The 15046-nt window shown below is 71.1% G+C and carries 15 protein-coding genes and 1 tRNA gene; 8 read left to right on the top strand and 8 right to left on the bottom strand.

All coding sequences use genetic code 11. The features are described 5' to 3' along the window. The first annotated feature begins 60 nt into the window (after nucleotides 1-60). From AC5L30_RS06055 to AC5L30_RS06065, 3 genes are all read left to right on the top strand, one after another. Nucleotides 61-1431 carry a glycoside hydrolase family 6 protein gene (locus AC5L30_RS06055; protein ID WP_494865908.1) on the top strand — a complete coding sequence of 457 codons (1371 nt, stop codon included), beginning with the start codon at nucleotides 61-63 and terminating at the stop codon, nucleotides 1429-1431. Between the two features lie 294 nt (nucleotides 1432-1725). Next, nucleotides 1726-2553 (top strand): SDR family oxidoreductase, encoded by an 828-nt coding sequence (locus tag AC5L30_RS06060; protein WP_494865909.1) that lies wholly within the window; start codon nucleotides 1726-1728, stop codon nucleotides 2551-2553. Between the two features lie 186 nt (nucleotides 2554-2739). Then, nucleotides 2740-2812 (top strand) — tRNA-Arg (locus tag AC5L30_RS06065). 113 nt (nucleotides 2813-2925) lie between these two features. Here the strand turns inward: AC5L30_RS06065 and AC5L30_RS06070 are convergent. Then, entirely contained in the window at nucleotides 2926-3525 is a 600-nt protein-coding gene (locus AC5L30_RS06070; RefSeq protein ID WP_494865910.1) for a ClpP family protease, read from the bottom strand. A gap of 137 nt (nucleotides 3526-3662) precedes the next feature. Next, the gene (locus tag AC5L30_RS06075) at nucleotides 3663-4148 is read right to left on the bottom strand and encodes a helix-turn-helix domain-containing protein (protein WP_494865911.1); all 486 of its coding nucleotides are present in this window, start codon (nucleotides 4146-4148) and stop codon (nucleotides 3663-3665) included. 262 nt (nucleotides 4149-4410) lie between these two features. Between AC5L30_RS06075 and AC5L30_RS06080 the strand changes: the two genes are divergently transcribed. Further along, entirely contained in the window at nucleotides 4411-5424 is a 1014-nt protein-coding gene (locus tag AC5L30_RS06080; RefSeq protein ID WP_494865912.1) for a potassium channel family protein, read from the top strand. Between the two features lie 108 nt (nucleotides 5425-5532). Here AC5L30_RS06080 and AC5L30_RS06085 read toward each other — a convergent pair whose 3' ends face one another. Further along, the gene (locus AC5L30_RS06085) at nucleotides 5533-6012 is read right to left on the bottom strand and encodes a MarR family winged helix-turn-helix transcriptional regulator (RefSeq protein ID WP_494865913.1); all 480 of its coding nucleotides are present in this window, start codon (nucleotides 6010-6012) and stop codon (nucleotides 5533-5535) included. 82 nt (nucleotides 6013-6094) lie between these two features. On the opposite strand from AC5L30_RS06085, the gene AC5L30_RS06090 reads away from it, so the two are divergent. After that, the gene (locus AC5L30_RS06090; RefSeq protein ID WP_494865914.1) at nucleotides 6095-6739 is read left to right on the top strand and encodes an FMN-dependent NADH-azoreductase; all 645 of its coding nucleotides are present in this window, start codon (nucleotides 6095-6097) and stop codon (nucleotides 6737-6739) included. Between the two features lie 68 nt (nucleotides 6740-6807). Here the strand turns inward: AC5L30_RS06090 and AC5L30_RS06095 are convergent, their stop codons facing one another. The 3 genes from AC5L30_RS06095 to AC5L30_RS06105 form a co-directional block, all read right to left on the bottom strand. Next, the gene (locus AC5L30_RS06095; RefSeq protein ID WP_494865915.1) at nucleotides 6808-7842 is read right to left on the bottom strand and encodes a 2-oxoacid:ferredoxin oxidoreductase subunit beta; all 1035 of its coding nucleotides are present in this window, start codon (nucleotides 7840-7842) and stop codon (nucleotides 6808-6810) included. Then, nucleotides 7835-9682: a 2-oxoacid:acceptor oxidoreductase subunit alpha gene (locus AC5L30_RS06100; protein ID WP_494865916.1), complete on the bottom strand. Its 1848-nt coding sequence runs from the start codon at nucleotides 9680-9682 to the stop codon at nucleotides 7835-7837. Before AC5L30_RS06100 ends, AC5L30_RS06095 begins: the two co-directional genes overlap by 8 nt. A 280-nt stretch (nucleotides 9683-9962) precedes the next feature. Beyond that, on the bottom strand, nucleotides 9963-11432 hold the full coding sequence (locus AC5L30_RS06105) for a hypothetical protein (RefSeq protein ID WP_494865917.1): 1470 nt from the start codon (nucleotides 11430-11432) through the stop codon (nucleotides 9963-9965). 129 nt (nucleotides 11433-11561) lie between these two features. On the opposite strand from AC5L30_RS06105, the gene ndhC reads away from it, so the two are divergent. Continuing rightward, on the top strand, nucleotides 11562-11939 hold the full coding sequence (gene ndhC, locus AC5L30_RS06110) for an NADH-quinone oxidoreductase subunit A (RefSeq protein WP_088951356.1): 378 nt from the start codon (nucleotides 11562-11564) through the stop codon (nucleotides 11937-11939). Nucleotides 11940-12006: 67 nt separating this feature from the next. Here the strand turns inward: ndhC and folP are convergent, their stop codons facing one another. Continuing rightward, a complete protein-coding gene (gene folP, locus AC5L30_RS06115) occupies nucleotides 12007-12876 on the bottom strand; it encodes a dihydropteroate synthase (protein WP_494865918.1) in 870 nt (289 codons plus the stop codon). 156 nt (nucleotides 12877-13032) lie between these two features. Between folP and AC5L30_RS06120 the strand changes: the two genes are divergently transcribed. Both AC5L30_RS06120 and AC5L30_RS06125 read left to right on the top strand, forming a co-directional pair. Then, entirely contained in the window at nucleotides 13033-13665 is a 633-nt protein-coding gene (locus tag AC5L30_RS06120) for a DivIVA domain-containing protein (RefSeq protein WP_494865919.1), read from the top strand. Further along, on the top strand, nucleotides 13662-14159 hold the full coding sequence (locus AC5L30_RS06125) for an SRPBCC family protein (protein WP_494865920.1): 498 nt from the start codon (nucleotides 13662-13664) through the stop codon (nucleotides 14157-14159). Before AC5L30_RS06120 ends, AC5L30_RS06125 begins: the two co-directional genes overlap by 4 nt. On the opposite strand, the gene AC5L30_RS06130 is transcribed toward AC5L30_RS06125, so the two are convergent. Then, on the bottom strand, nucleotides 14104-15024 hold the full coding sequence (locus tag AC5L30_RS06130) for a sterol desaturase family protein (protein ID WP_494865921.1): 921 nt from the start codon (nucleotides 15022-15024) through the stop codon (nucleotides 14104-14106). The genes AC5L30_RS06125 and AC5L30_RS06130 overlap by 56 nt on opposite strands. Nucleotides 15025-15046 lie beyond the last annotated feature (22 nt).

The raw sequence follows: 15046 nt of genomic DNA on the forward strand, positions 1-15046 counted from the left end.
CGTCCATGGGAACGCTCCCATGAACTTAGATACATCTATGTGATCTGGAGGCAACACGTCGTGGCTATCCTCTCCTCGCTCCGCCGCAGATCGGCGGCCATCAGCGTGGCGGCCGTCGCGGGCGCCACCGCAGTCGGCGTCTGCCTCGCCGTCAGCAGCGCCTCCGCGGGCACGCTGTCCGGGTCGCTCTACCGCGACCCGAGTTCGGCGGTCGTCCGTTGGGTCGCCGCCAACCCCGGCGACTCGCGTACCGCCGTCATCCGCGACAAGATCGCCAGTCAGCCGCAGGCCCGCTGGTTCGCCAACTTCAACCCGTCGACCGTGCAGTCCGAGGTCTCCGGGTTCATCGGCGCCGCCAACGCGGCGCAGCAGATCCCGGTGCTGGCCGTCTACGAGATCACCAACCGGGACTGCGGCGGGGCCAGCGCCGGTGGGGCGCCGGACCTCAACCAGTACCAGACGTGGGTGTCCAACTTCGCCAGAGGACTGGGCAACCAGACCGTCATCATCATCCTGGAGACCGACTCGCTCGCCCTGCTGACGTGCCTGAGTGGCGCCGAGATCAACGCGCGCAACGAGGCGATCTCGACGGCCACCCGGACCATCAAGTCGGGCAACCCCAACGCCAAGGTGTACCTCGACGGCGGCCACTCCACCTGGAACAGCGCGGGTGAGACGGCCAACCGGCTCCGGGCAGCCGGCGTGCAGTACGCCGACGGCTTCTTTACCAACGTGTCGAACTACAACTCCACCTCCAGTGAGGCGAACTTCGGGCGGGCGGTCATCTCCGCCCTCAACGGCATGGGGATCTCCGGCAAGCGCCAGGTCATCGACACCAGCCGTAACGGGGGCGCCAGCGGGGACTGGTGCGGCGACGACAACACCGACCGGCGCATCGGGCAGTACCCGACGACCAACACCGGCGACGGCAACATCGATGCCTACCTCTGGGTGAAGCCGCCGGGGGAGGCGGACGGCTGCCGCTTCACGGCCGGTTCGTTCCAGCCCGACCTGGCCTTCAGCCTGGCCAACGGCGCGCCCAACCCGCCCACCACCACCCCGCCGACGACGCCGCCGCCGACGACCACTCCCCCGACCACGACCCCGCCGACGACCACGCCGCCAACCACGCCGCCGGCCGGTGACGGCTGCTACGCGTCGATCGCGGTCAACCAGTGGGCCGGCGGCTTCACCGCGAGCGTGACCGTCACCGCCGGCACGTCGGACATCAACGGCTGGACCGTGACCGTCGCGCTGCCCGGCGGCGCGGTCACCAGCGCCTGGAACGCCCAGGTCAGCGGCACCAGCGGAACCGTAGGGTTCACGAACGTGAGCTACAACGGACGGGTCCTCGGCCGGCAGTCGACCACCTTCGGCTTCCAGGGCACCGGCACCGGCCCGGGCGTGACGGCCGCCTGCGTGACCAGCTGAACCCAGCCGATGCGGCGGGCCCGGCGTGGAGGACCATTCTCCGCGCCGGGCCGTCCCCGTCCCGGCGGTACGGGCCGGGGGCACTGGCGTCTGCGGCGAGCAGCGCCTCGGCCCGAACGTAGGCCAGCGCTCAACACCTCGAGGTTCCGGCGCGGTCAGGTCCGACCGCATCCGGGCTTCGTGCCGGATACCCGACGCGTCCGGTTGACGACGGTCGATTCCTCTATGCCTCTCCCGCCGCCTTTGACACTCTGCAATCGCCAGGTGACTTAGTGGATAGGGCGGGTCGAGGGAATGACGAAGCGTTGGTTGATCACGGGGTGTTCGAGCGGACTCGGTCAGGCCCTCGCGGTCCGGCTCGCCGCCGAGGGTGAACAGGTGGTGGCGACGGCCCGCCGGTTGGAGACCCTGGACGGATTGGTGGCGCGGCATCCGGGCAACGTGGTGGCCGCCGCCCTCGACGTGCGGGATCCGGAGCAGTGCGCGGCAACCGTCGAGCGGGCGGTGGACGCCTTCGGCGGCATCGACGTCCTGGTGAACAACGCGGCCTACGGACAGTTCGGCACCTTCGAGGAGGTCTCCGACACGGAGTTGGCCGCGCAGTTCGACACCAACGTGTTCGGGCCGTGGCGGCTCACTCGCGCGGTGCTGCCGGTGTGGCGGGCGCAGCGCCGCGGACACGCCGTCTTCGTCAGTTCGGTCGCCGGCATGGTTCCCTTTCCGGGCCTGGCCGCCTACACCGCGAGCAAGTTCGCGGTGGAGGGAGCGGCCGAGTCGCTGGCCGTCGAGGCTGGGCACCTGGGGGTGAAGGTGACCATCCTGCAACCGGGCGGCTTCGCCACCGGTTACAGCGCCAACTTGGTGATGCCGGAGCACCGTATCGCCGACTACACGCCGGTCGACGACGGCATGCTCGGCGCGCTTCGTGGCATGAACACCAAGGCGGAGATCAATTCCCCCGAGCTCTTCGCCGACGTGGTCTGGCGGCTCGGGCAGATGGACTCGCCGCCGCTGCGGTTGCCGATCGGACCCGATTCGGAGGCGTTCCTGGAGCCCGCCTACGAGGCGCGTCGCAGTGAGTACGACCAGGTGATCAAGGCGGGCCATCACACCGTCGCGTGAGCAGGTGCGAAACGCTCCTCGCCAACTGGGCGTGCCCCCAGAGGGTCAGCCGAGCCGCGACGCAAGGAAGTGGCTGGGGCCAGGATCGCGCCGTGACGTCGAGGAAGCCGGGTGTTTCACCGGGTCAACGTGGGTCACTCCCTGCCAACACGGGTCGACCCTCAGGTCGTTACACTGGCCCTTCGCGCCCCCGTAGCTCAGGGGATAGAGCATCGGTTTCCTAAACCGTGTGTCGCAGGTTCGAATCCTGCCGGGGGCACCTCACAGAACAGAAGGCCAGTCAGGCGGCGTAGATAAGCTTGACTCCGTTAAGCCCAGCCAGCCCAGAGCGGGGTGGGGCGGTCCAGCGGTACCGCAGCCGCCAGACGTTGATCAGAGCGTTGGTAGTTGTTCGGCTCGGGTGACCACCTCGTCGATGAGGCCGTACTCCCGGGCCTGCTCTGCGGTGAACCAACGGTCCCGGTCCCAGTCGCGCTGGATCTCGTCGAGGGTGTGTCCACTGTGCTGGGCGATCAGCTCCTGCATCGTGCGCTTCACGTGCAGCATGTTCTCCGCCTGGATGGTGATGTCGGCGGCGGTTCCGCCCATTCCACCGGACGGCTGGTGCATCATGACCCGCGAGTGTGGCAGCGCGTACCGCTTGCCGGCCGCGCCCGCGCACAGCAGGAACTGCCCCATCGAGCCGGCGAACCCGAGCGCCAGCGTCGCCACGTCGTTGCGGACGTAGCGCATCGTGTCGTAGACCGCCATTCCCGCGCTCACCGAACCGCCTGGCGAGTTGATGTAGAGGAAGATGTCCCGGTCGGCGTCCTCGGCGGCGAGCAGCAGGATCTGCGCGCAGATCTGGTTGGCCGACTCCTCCGTCACCTCGGTGCCGAGAAACACGATCCGCTCCCGTAGCAGCCGCTCGAACACCTGATCACCGAAGGACGGCTGCCCGCCCTCCAACATCTGTGCGCCGTACCTCATCATGTGCCGCCGCCTTCCACCGTGCCGGCGGGCGGTGGGGACCACCCGGTGGACCGGCCCCCTCCAGCGTGCGGGCCACGGCGGCGATGGCCCAGTGATTCTGCCGCCGGCAGATCCGCCGACGGCAGAACCCGCGCGGCCTACGCGACGGTCACCCGCCGCGCACCCGCCCGGGCCCGCGCGCAACCCAGCAGGGCGGCGGTACGCGGACCGGGGCGCGAGCCGCCAGCGGAGGCCATCGCCCCGACGCGGAGGGTCGGCCCGCTCGCACCGGGGGCTCGGTGCAGGATCGGGCCGCCGGTCCGCAGCGTGTGCTGGCTCGCCTGGGGGCGGGCGACCGTGGCCCGCTCGAACCGGGTCAGTGCGGCCCGGGGTGCGGCCGGAATGCGCGGCTCGACCCGGCGCAGGTCGTCGCGGGCCTCCTCCAGCAGGTCGGAGAGGCGGATGCCGAGCGCCCGGCAGATCGCCGCGAGCACCTCCGAGGAGGCTTCCTTGCGGCCCCGTTCCACCTCGGACAGGTAGGGCACGGAGACCCCGGCGGACGCGGCCACCTCGCGCAGCGTGCGGCCCTGGCTCTGGCGCAGTCGGCGGAGCACTCCGCCGATGACTCGTCGCAGCAACGACATGCCGGCCTCACTTTCGCGGTCGTCGTCGGGAACACCCTCATCATGCCCGTCCCCGGCCGTTCGGGCCGACCCGTCCGGGCCCGCCGTCTGCCGCTCGTCGTCACAAGGGTCGCGCCCCTCCGTCTGCGGGCCTGCACCGGTTCGTCGTTGTCGTCCGGTAGTTGGCGCGGCGTCGGTTGTCTGCTGCGACCCGGACGTGCGGTTGGCGGTGTACCCGCTATGTTGTGGTCGTGCAGGCGACAGCGGGGGAGCAGGTTCGACGGTGATCCATTTTCCCGCGCAGCGCCGGGGCCCACTGAGCGCGCTGAGCCTTCGGCTCGCCGCCGCCCTGGGCCTGGTCTTCGCCGTGGTCGCCGCGGTCTACCTGGGCCGGGACGGCTACCGCGATGTCAACGAGGACGGCCTCACCCTCCTCGACTGCTTCTACTACGCGGTCGTGTCGCTCTCGACCACCGGTTACGGGGACATCACCCCGGCCACGCCGTCGGCCCGGCTGGTCAACGTCCTCTTCATCACCCCGGCCCGAGTGATCTTCCTTATCATCCTGGTCGGCACCACCCTGGAAGTTCTGACCGAGCAGTACCGGACCGGCCGTCGCCTGTCGCGGTGGAGGAGAGCCGTGAAGGACCACGTCATCATCTGCGGCTACGGCACCAAGGGGCGCAGCGCTGTCTCCGCCCTGATGGAGAACGGTCTGGACCGTTCGCGGATCGTGGTGGTGGAGCGCAGCGCCGCCGCCCTGCGGCAGGCCACCTCCGCCGGGTTGGTGGCGATCGAAGGCTCGGCGACCCGCTCGTCGGTGCTGAACGAGGCGCACGTCAAGAACGCGAAGGCCGTGATCATCGCGACCGACAGTGACGACGCTTCGGTGCTGGTCGCGCTGACGGTACGGCAGCTCACCGCCGGGCAGGTCCGCATCATCGCGGCGGCGCGGGAGGCGGAGAACGCCCCGCTGCTGAAGCAGAGTGGTGCGCACCATGTGATCGTCTCCTCGGCCACGGCGGGCCGGCTGCTCGGCCTGTCCACCTCGGCGCCGCCGCTGATCGACGTGGTGGAGGACCTGCTCACTCCCGGCCAGGGCATGGCGCTGGCGATGCGTTCCGCGGAGCGGGACGAGGTGGGTCGCTCGCCGCGCGAGCTGGAGTCGTTGGTGATCGCCCTGGTGCGGCGGGGCAAGGTGGTCACCCTGGCCGACCGGGCCGGCGCGGTGATCGAGACCGGCGACATGTTGGTGCACGTGCGCGACGATCGTCCCCAGTCGGCCACGACCGCCTGACCGTCACGTCGCTGTCGGCCCGGTTGTGGACGGCCGGCGTGGCGGCTGCGGGCAATTGGTGTGACGCTGCGCCGCCAGGTGACCCTGCGCCGCTGAGGTGACGCGGCGTCAGCAGATCTCGTCGGTGGCGGAGATCGCCTCGGTGCAGTTGATCGACGTGCCGGTGGAGGCCCGGCTGAGCAGCTTGTAGAGCGTCTCCCGCTCGGCGGGATCCAGTGCGCCCAGCACCTCGTCCTCGGCACCGGCCAGGGCGCATTCGGCCTCGCTGAGGCGTTTTGCCCCATCTTCGGTGAGTTCGACGACGTGTCGGCGGCGATCCTCGGGGGAGCGCCGACGCTCGATCAGCTGCTTGGCCTCGAGGTCGTTGAGCAGCCCGACGATGTTGGTGCTGTCCATTTCCAGGATGGTGGCCAGCGCCTGTTGGCCGGTGCCGCCGCCGGCACGCAGCACGGTGAGCGCGACCAGATGCCGGGGGCGTAACCCCAGTGGCGCCAGCACCGACTCCGACCGCAGCCGCATCCGCCGGGCCAGATGGTCCAGGAGTGCCCCCGAGCGGTGCTCCGAGGAGTCGAGCGGCTGCGCGGACATGTGACCCAGTCTACCGACTCAGCGGAACATCGACCTGCTATAAATAGTTGATGCTTCACAGACGATTTCTGAGGGAGGAATAATGCATCTGCTGCATATTGACTCGAGCATCCGCGGTGACTGGTCGGTCAGCCGGCGACTCACCGCCCGCGCGGTCGACGCATGGCGTGCGGCCCACCCGGACGGCACCGTGGCCTACCGGGACCTGGGCGCGGAACCGCTGCCGCACCTGGACGCGGACGGCGGGCTGGCGCGGATGACGCCCCCGGACCAGCACACGCCCGCGCAGCGCGACTCCTGGGAGCTCAGCGAGCGGCTGGTCGACGAGGTGAAGCAGGCCACCGTGGTGTTGCTCGGTCTGCCGCTCTACAACTTCGGCGCGCCCAGCAGCGTCAAGTCCTGGGTCGACCACCTGATCGTCCCCGGGCTGGCGTACGACCCGACGACGCAGGAGGGACTGCTCGGTGGGCGCGAGTTCGTGGTGGTGGCCACCCGGGGCGGCGGTTACGGCGAGGGCACCCCTCGCTACGGCTGGGACCACGCCGAGCCGTGGCTCCCGCACGGCCTGTCGATGACCGGCATGCAGCCGCGCTTCATCAGCGCCGAGCTGACCCTGGCACCGTCGGTGCCGGCGATGGCCGAGCTGATCCCGCTGCACGAGGCGAGCCTCGCGGCGGCCGAGAAAGAGATCGACAACCTCTGGACGCCGACCACGGCCCAGCGCTGAGGCAGCGCCGGTACGACGAGAGCGGCCGCCCCGGATCGGGGACGGCCGCTCTCGTCAGTGCGGACGGGTCAGAGGATGGTCCAGGTGTCGCCACTGCCCAGCAGCCCGGCGAGCTGCTGCTCGGGGGTTTCGGTGACCTTGGCCTTGGCGGCTGCGAGCTGAGCCTGCACCACGCTGTCGTAGGACGGCCGGTCCACCGAGCGGAACACCCCGATCGGGGTGTTGCGCAGGTCCAGGCCGGGCAGCCGGGACAGCGCGAAGGCGTACGCCGGGTCGGTCACCGTCGCGTCGTGCACGACGATCTCCTCCGGGCGGACGGAGCTGGTGTCCCGGACCTCCAGGCCGAAGCCGCCCGGCGGGTGCACCACGCAGAACCGTCCGTCGGCACCGAAGGTGATCGGCTGCCCGTGCTCCAGCCGGATCAGATAGTCGTCCCGGGTGGACGGGTCCTTGAGCTGGTCGAACGCCCCATCGTTGAAGATGTTGCAGTTCTGGTAGATCTCCACGAAGGCCGAGCCCTCGTGCTCCGCGGCGGCCCGCAGCACCGACTGGAGGTGCTTGCGGTCCGAGTCGATGGTCCGGCCGACGAAGCTGGCCTCCGCGCCGAGGGCGAGCGAGAGCGGGTTGAACGGGGCGTCCGCCGAGCCGGCCGGTGTCGACTTGGTGATCTTGCCGACCTCGGAGGTCGGCGAATACTGGCCCTTGGTCAGACCGTAGATCCGGTTGTTGAACAGCAGGATCTTGAGGTTGACGTTGCGCCGCAGCGCGTGGATCAGGTGGTTGCCACCGATGGAGAGCGCGTCGCCGTCGCCGGTGACCACCCAGACCGACAGGTCGGGCCGGGACACCGACAGGCCGGTCGCGATCGCCGGGGCCCGACCGTGGATCGAGTGCATCCCGTACGTGTTCATGTAGTACGGGAAGCGGGACGAGCAGCCGATCCCGGAGACGAAGACGGTGCGCTCCCGGGGGATGTTCAGCTCCGGCATGAACTGCTGGATGGCCGCCAGGATCGCGTAGTCACCGCAGCCGGGGCACCAGCGCACCTCCTGGTCGGACTTGAAGTCCTTCGCGGTGAGCTTGACGGCGACGGGCTCAGACATTCTTCAGCACCTCTTCCAGCGTCGTCTCCAGCTCGGCGGCCGTGAACGGGAGGCCGCGGACCTGGTTGTAGCTGATCGCGTCGACCAGGTAGCGGGCCCGGATGACGTGGGCGAGCTGGCCCAGGTTCATCTCCGGGATGACCACCTTGTCGTACGAGCGCAGCACCTCACCGAGGTTGGCCGGCATCGGCGCCAGGTGCCGCAGGTGCGCCTGGGCGATGGAGAGGCCACGTTGGCGGACCCCGCGGCAGGCCGCGCCGATCGGCCCGTACGTCGAGCCCCAGCCGAGGACCAGCACCCGAGCGTCGCCGTCCGGGTCCTCCACCTCGATGTCCGGCACCGGGATGGTCTCGATCCGAGCGGCGCGGGTGCGCACCATGAAGTCGTGGTTGGCCGGGTCGTAGGAGATGTCCCCGGTCTTGTCGGCCTTCTCCAGACCGCCGATCCGGTGCTCCAGGCCCGCCGTGCCAGGGATCGCCCACGGCCGGGCCAGGGTCTCCGGGTCACGCAGGTAGGGCAGGAAGGTGGTGCCGTCCTCGCCGTTGGGCTTGGTGGCGAACTCGACCCGCAGGTCGGGCAGCGACTCCACGTCCGGCAGCAGCCACGGCTCGGAGCCGTTGGCGACGTAGTTGTCGGACAGCAGGATCACCGGGGTGCGGTAGGTCAGCGCGATCCGGGCCGCCTCCAGCGCCGCGAAGAAGCAGTCCGACGGTGACCGGGGCGCGATCACCGCGACCGGCGCCTCACCGTGCCGCCCGTAGAGCGCCATGTTGAGGTCGGCCTGCTCGGTCTTGGTCGGCATGCCGGTCGACGGGCCGGCGCGCTGCACGTCCACGATCACCAGCGGCAGCTCCAGCGCCACCGCGAGCGAGATCGTCTCGCTCTTGAGCGCCACGCCGGGGCCGCTGGTGGTGGTCACCCCGAGCGACCCGCCGTAGGAGGCGCCCAGCGCGGCGCCGACGGCGGCGATCTCGTCCTCGGCCTGCACGGTGAGAACGCCGAAACGCTTGTGCTTGCTCAGCTCGTGCAGGATGTCCGACGCGGGCGTGATCGGGTACGCGCCGAGGAAGACCGGCAGCCCGGAGCGGACCCCGGCGGCGACCAGCCCCAGCGAGAGCGCCGCGTTGCCGGTGATGTTGCGGTACGTGCCCGGCTTCATCTTGGCCGGCTTGACCTCGTAACGGACCGCGAAGTCCTCGGTGGTCTCGCCGAAGTTCCAGCCGGCCCTGAAGGCGGCGACGTTCGCGGCGACCAGCTCCGGACGGGCGGCGAACTTGCGCTCCAGGAAGCGCAGCGTCGACTCGTAGGGCCGGGAGTACATCCAGGAGAGCAGGCCGAGGGCGAACATGTTCTTCGACCGCTCGGCGTCCTTCTTGGACACCTGGTGGGCGGCGAGCGCGCCGACCGTCATCGAGGTCAGCGCCACCGGGTGCACGACGTAGCCGGCCAGCGAGTCGTCGTCCAGTGGGCTGGCCTGGTAACCGACCTTGGCGAGGTTGCGCTTGGTGAACTCGTCGGTGTTGACGATGATGTCCGCGCCGCGCGGCAGGTCGGCCAGGTTGGCCTTGAGGGCCGCCGGGTTCATCGCCACCAGCACGTTGGGCGCGTCACCCGGCGTGAGGATGTCGTAGTCGGCGAAGTGCACCTGAAAGCTCGACACGCCGGGCAGGGTCCCGGCGGGAGCCCGGATCTCGGCGGGGAAGTTTGGCAGCGTGGAGATGTCGTTGCCGAGCTGCGCCGTCTCCGAGGTGAACCGGTCGCCGGTCAGCTGCATGCCGTCGCCGGAGTCACCGGCGAACCGGATGACGACCCGGTCGAGTTGACGGATCTGCTTGGTCACTGTGCCACCTTCGTTCGCGACTTCGGGGCTTGCCCGGCCACGGAACCTCCTTGACGCAACGCTTCACCGCACCGCCCCAGGCTGGTCCGGCCGCTGTCGTTCCTCACCTGAGAGCCTACGTCTAAGGGAGCCCTAACTATCCCCGGAGGTCCGCCGACTGAGACCAGACAGGGGCGCGAAATGTCCGCCTTTGCGGTATTACGCCCCGCCCGCCGTAATTCAGATCACCACCGGGCCGGGCCGACGACCCCGACGACGCGGTGCCGGGGTCGTCCGTCGATCAGTCGGTGGGGTTGGCCGCGGGCGCGGGCGGCGGGCCACCGAACCGGCGCCGCAGCGAGGTCATGGCCAGCGTGAGGGCCAGCACCACCAGCAGCGTGGAGACCCCGATCAGGATGACCGCGGTGCGCTGCACCGAGGTCAACCCGTCGTCTCCGGTCGCGGCGCCGGCGGGGAGTACGCCCTGCGAGCCGGTCGGCGCGGGCGGGGAGACCACCGGCGTGGCCAGGGCGGCCGCCGCGGTGATCCGGAAGCTCATCTGCACCCGACGGGTCGGGCCGCTGCGTGGATCGAGTTGACCGATCACGGCACCGGACAACGGGGCTTCCCGCTGGGCCTGCGGCGTCGCCTCCACCGGCAGCTGCAACTCGGCGGCCGCGCCCGCCAGCACCAGGCCGGCGTCGCATCGGGTACGCGTCGGGTCGACCGCCACGCAGCCGAGCGGTGGGGTCGGCACGGTCACCCCGGCGGGTAGGACGATCTCGACCCGGCCGGCGGCGTCCACCGCGCCGGTGTTGCCCAGCCGGAGCGCGAGGGTGCTGGGGCCGCCGCTGATGTCGAAGGCCACCTCGTCGGCGGCGAGCGTGATCCCGGGCACCGGCGGGCCGGGTGGGAAGAGCACCGCGAAGCCCTGGTCGTCGGTCGCCTCGCCGGGCACTCCCGGCGCGTCCGCGATGACCTGGACGGAACCGCTGAGCGGCATCTTCTTCCACGCCGTGCCAGCGACCCGCAGGCGCAGCACGGTGCTGAACCGGACGCCCGCCCCGGCGGTCCAGGCCCCACAGCGGTACGCCCCGCCACCGGCGGCGGCGCAGCCCTTCGTGCCGGCGTCGGTCAGCCCGGCGGGCAGCGTGTACGAGAGTCGGATCCGTTCCGCGGTGCTACCGGTGTTGTGCACCGTGACCTGGAGGGTGGCGGCCGTGCTCGGCGTGTTCCAGTACGCCTCGGTGAGGGTGACGTCGCCGGTGGTGACCTGCACGCCCAGCGGGCTCTGCGGCGGCGGCGAACCCGGCGCGGGCGGGCGGACCGTCGGCGCCGGTGGTGTTGGCGGGACCGGGGGCGCCGTCGGTGGCACCGGGGGAGGGCTGGGCGGTCGGGTGGTGCCGCCCGGCGCGGGCGCGCTGGTGGTCGGCACCGGCGGGACCTCCGGGGCGGTGGTCACCGGCGCCGGTGGCGTCTCCGGTGGTGGCGCGCTGGTTTCCGGTGCCGGGTCGGTCGGCCCCGGTTCGCCGCCCGGGTCCTCGGTCGGGGTGGGCTCCTCCGCCGGCGTGGTCGGGGGCCCCTCGCCGCCCGGTTCGTTGACCGGCTCGGCCGAGGTCACGACCGGATCCGCGTCCGGCGTGGCCGCGCTGGCCCAGGCCGGTCCCACGGCGAGCGCCGTGAGCAGGCCGAGCGCGAGCGCGGTCGCCAGCAGGGGCGTGGAACGCCGCCCCTCCGCCCGGTTACCGGGCGATGCCTTCACGCGGGCCATCTGTCCTCCGGTGACATGGGTGGGTGTCCAATATTCGGTAACAGTTGCCCCGGTGCACTAGTCCCATCCGGAAACAAATCCGTAACGTGTTTGGGACGGCCCGTCCGGGTGGGCGGTAGGCTGCCGACTGTGACCGGATACCTGGGCTCGTACGCGACGCTCGGGCTCCTGCTGCTCGCCAGCGTTCTCTTCTTCGTTACGGCGTTCTCGGCCAACCGGGTGTTACGTCCGGCGCGTCCGGCCGACCCGCCCGGCAAGCGGACCAGCTACGAGTGCGGGCTCGATCCGGTCGGTGCCGACTGGGCGCAGATGCAGATCCGCTACTACGTGTACGCCTACCTGTACGTGCTGTTCGCGGTCGAGGCGGTGTTCCTCTTTCCCTGGGCGGTGGTCTTCGACCGGCCGGGCTTCGGTCTGGTGACGGTGGTGGAGATGGCGGTGTTCGTGGCGGTGCTCGCGCTCGGCATCCTCTACGCCTGGCGTAGGAACATCCTCCGCTGGACCTGAGCGCCGCAGCCTCCGGCGATCGTGTCGGTCGGTCCGGCCGTTCGCGGTCGGTTACGGCGACAGCCGGTCAGGCGAGTCCCCGGCGGGTCGCCGTGGGCGGGCGGTCGCCTCGGATCGAGGCCACCAGGTCCAGCACCCGTCGGGTCGGGCCGACCTGGTGGGCCCGGAAGACCTGGGCGCCCAGCCAGGCCGAGACCGCCGTCGCGGCGAGCGTCCCCTCCAGCCGTTCGGCCACCGGCAGGCCCAACGTCTCGCCGATGAAGTCCTTGTTGGAGAGCGCCACCAGCACCGGCCAGCCGGTTGCGGTCAGCTCGTCCAGTCGGCGGGTGATCTCCAGCGAGTGGCGGGTGTTCTTGCCGAAGTCGTGCGCCGGGTCGATCAGGATGCCGTCGGGGCGTACGCCGGCCGCGACCGCGCGCTCGGCGAGCCCGGTCACCGTCGCGACCACGTCGGCGACCACGTCGCTGAAGGCGGCCCGGTGCGGCCTGGTCCGCGGCGTCAGCCCGCCGGCGTGTGAACAGACCAGGCCGGCGCCGGTCCGCGCGGCCACCCGGAGCAGCGCCGGGTCGGCACCCGACCAGGTGTCGTTGAGCAGGTCCGCGCCGGCCGCCACGGCCTCCGTCGCCACCTCGGCACGCCAGGTGTCGATGGAGATCACCACCTCCGGAAACGCGGCTCGGACGGCGGCGATGGTGTCCACCGTGCGCCGGATCTCCTCGGCGACGCCCACCTCCGCACCGGGACCGGCCTTGACCCCGCCGATGTCGATGATGGCCGCGCCCTCGTCCACCGCCCGCTCCACCGCGCGCAGAGCGCTGTCGGCGGCGTAGGTGGCCCCCCGGTCGAAGAACGAGTCCGGCGTGCGATTGATGATCGCCATCACCACCAGCTCGCCGGGGGCGAACGTCTGCCCACCCAGCCGAAGCGCCCCGGCCATGCCCGCCTCCTGGAAGTTCGCGCCGCCGCCGCCGCGTCGGCCGGTCCCGACGCTAGTCGGTCGCCCGTCGGCAATTCCGGGCGGGCGTCGGCGCCGATCGTGATCGGGACGGGTGGCGGGGTCGCTCCGGGCCGGCCGCCATGCCACGATCAGTACATGGGTCAGCTTCTGCTCCTCCTGGTCGTGGCGTTGACCGTCGCGGCGGTGATATTCGGCGTGACGGTGCTGGTCAGCGGCCGTGATCCCGGCCTGGCGCCGGCCGAGCCGGATTCGCAGGCCGTGGCCTTGCCGGGCACCCGCCCGTTGCGGGAGTCCGACGTGGGGGCGGTCCGTTTCGACACCGGGTTACGCGGGTACCGGATGGACCAGGTCGATCAGGCGATGCGCCGTGCCGCCTACGACATCGGTTACAAGTCCGAGCTGATCGGCGTACTGGAGTCGGAGGTCATCGCCTTGCGTGAGGGGCGCACCGACGATGCGGACGTGCTGCGGCAGGCCCGCGAGCAGTCCACCAGCAAGGTGACGACCGCGGACGCGGCGCAGCCGGGCGAGGCAGCCGAGTCGGGTAAGGCAGCCGAGCCGGGCAAGGACGTGCCGCTGGCCGGCGAGGCGGGCTCGGCCCCGGTCGGCTCGACGGCCCCCGGCCCGTTGCCGGCCGCCACCTCGTCCCCGGCGGATTCCGACGGAGTGGCGCCTGCCGCCGTGTCCGCCGATCGTGAGCAGACCGCCGGCGCGCCCGCCGACGGCACCGAGCAGCGCGACGCGGCGGTTCGGTCGGAGTCCGCGTGACCGAGCCGGAGGGCGCCGGCGATATTCGGGAGGCGGCCCGACCCGGTGCCGGTGAGGTGACCGCCACGGTGATCGTCGACGCCCCGGCGGAGCGGGTGTTCGCCGCGCTGCTCGCCTGGGAACGCCAGTCCGACTGGATTCCGTTCACCCGCGTCCGGGTGGTCGAGGGCGACGGGCGCGAGGGCAGCCGGATCGAGGCGGTGACCGCGCTCGGCCGGGCGACGCTGCGCGACGAGATGCTGGTGGTCCGGGTCGACGAGCCGTACGAGATCGGCGTCGTGCACCACGGCCAGCTGCTGCGCGGCCCGGGCGTGTTGCGCTGCACCCAGCTGGGCCGGGACCGCACCCAGGTCGTCTGGCACGAGTGGTTCCACCTGCCGGGCGGCCGGGCCGGTCGACTGGCGTGGCCGGTGCTCTGGCCCGGCTCCAAGCTCGGCCTCACCCAGGCGCTGAAGAGGTTTGCGCGTCTGGTCGAGCAGGGCCGGCTGCCCTGACCGGGGAGCCCGGTGCCGGCTGCCAGCCCGGTGCGCGGAAGAGATGCCCGACCCGGTGCCGCCAGGTCACCGCGACGCGCAGGTCCCGGGCGATCGAGGCGTACTCGTGGAAGGCCACCCGGACCGGGTTGTAGCTGCCGACGTTCTTGGTCAGGCCGTACACGCAGCGCTCCCGTTCCGGCGCGAACGACCTGAAGAGCCGGTCCCAGACGATCAGGATGCCGCCGAAGTTGCGGTCCAGGTAGCTGCCCTGGGAGGCGTGGTGCACCCGGTGGTGCGACGGGGTGTTGAACACCGCCTCGTACCAGCGCGGCATCTTGTCGATCCGCTCGGTGTGGATCCAGAACTGGTAGAGCAGGTTGACCGAGCCGCAGAACGCGACCACGGCCGGGTGTACGCCGGCCACGATCAGTGGGAGGTAGAACACCCAACTGGTCAGACCGGTCCACGGCTGGCGCAGCGCGGTGGAGAGGTTGAACCGCTGCGACGAGTGGTGCACCACGTGCGAGGCCCAGAGGATGCGGATCACGTGGTGGCTGCGGTGCGACCAGTAGTAGCAGAAGTCCTGGGCGAGCAGGATCAGCGGCCAGGTCCACCAGAGTTCGGCGATCCGCAGCGGGGTGAGCGCGTAGAGCAGTGCGTACGCGGCGGCGATCGGCACCTTCCAGAGCAGGTCGGCGAAGATGCTGCCCAGCCCCATCGCCAGGCTGGTCGCGGTGTCCGCGCCGCCGTAGCCGACCTCGTCGTCGTCGCGGTGCAGCAGGTAGGAGACCCGCTCCAACACGATGAGCAGCACGAAGGCCGGGATCGACCAGGCGATGACGTCCGGGAACTCCTTCACCGTGCGGCCTCCGCTCGCCGTCACCGGTCGGGGCGCACCGTTGGGT

Source organism: Micromonospora sp. BQ32 (assembly GCF_059358895.1).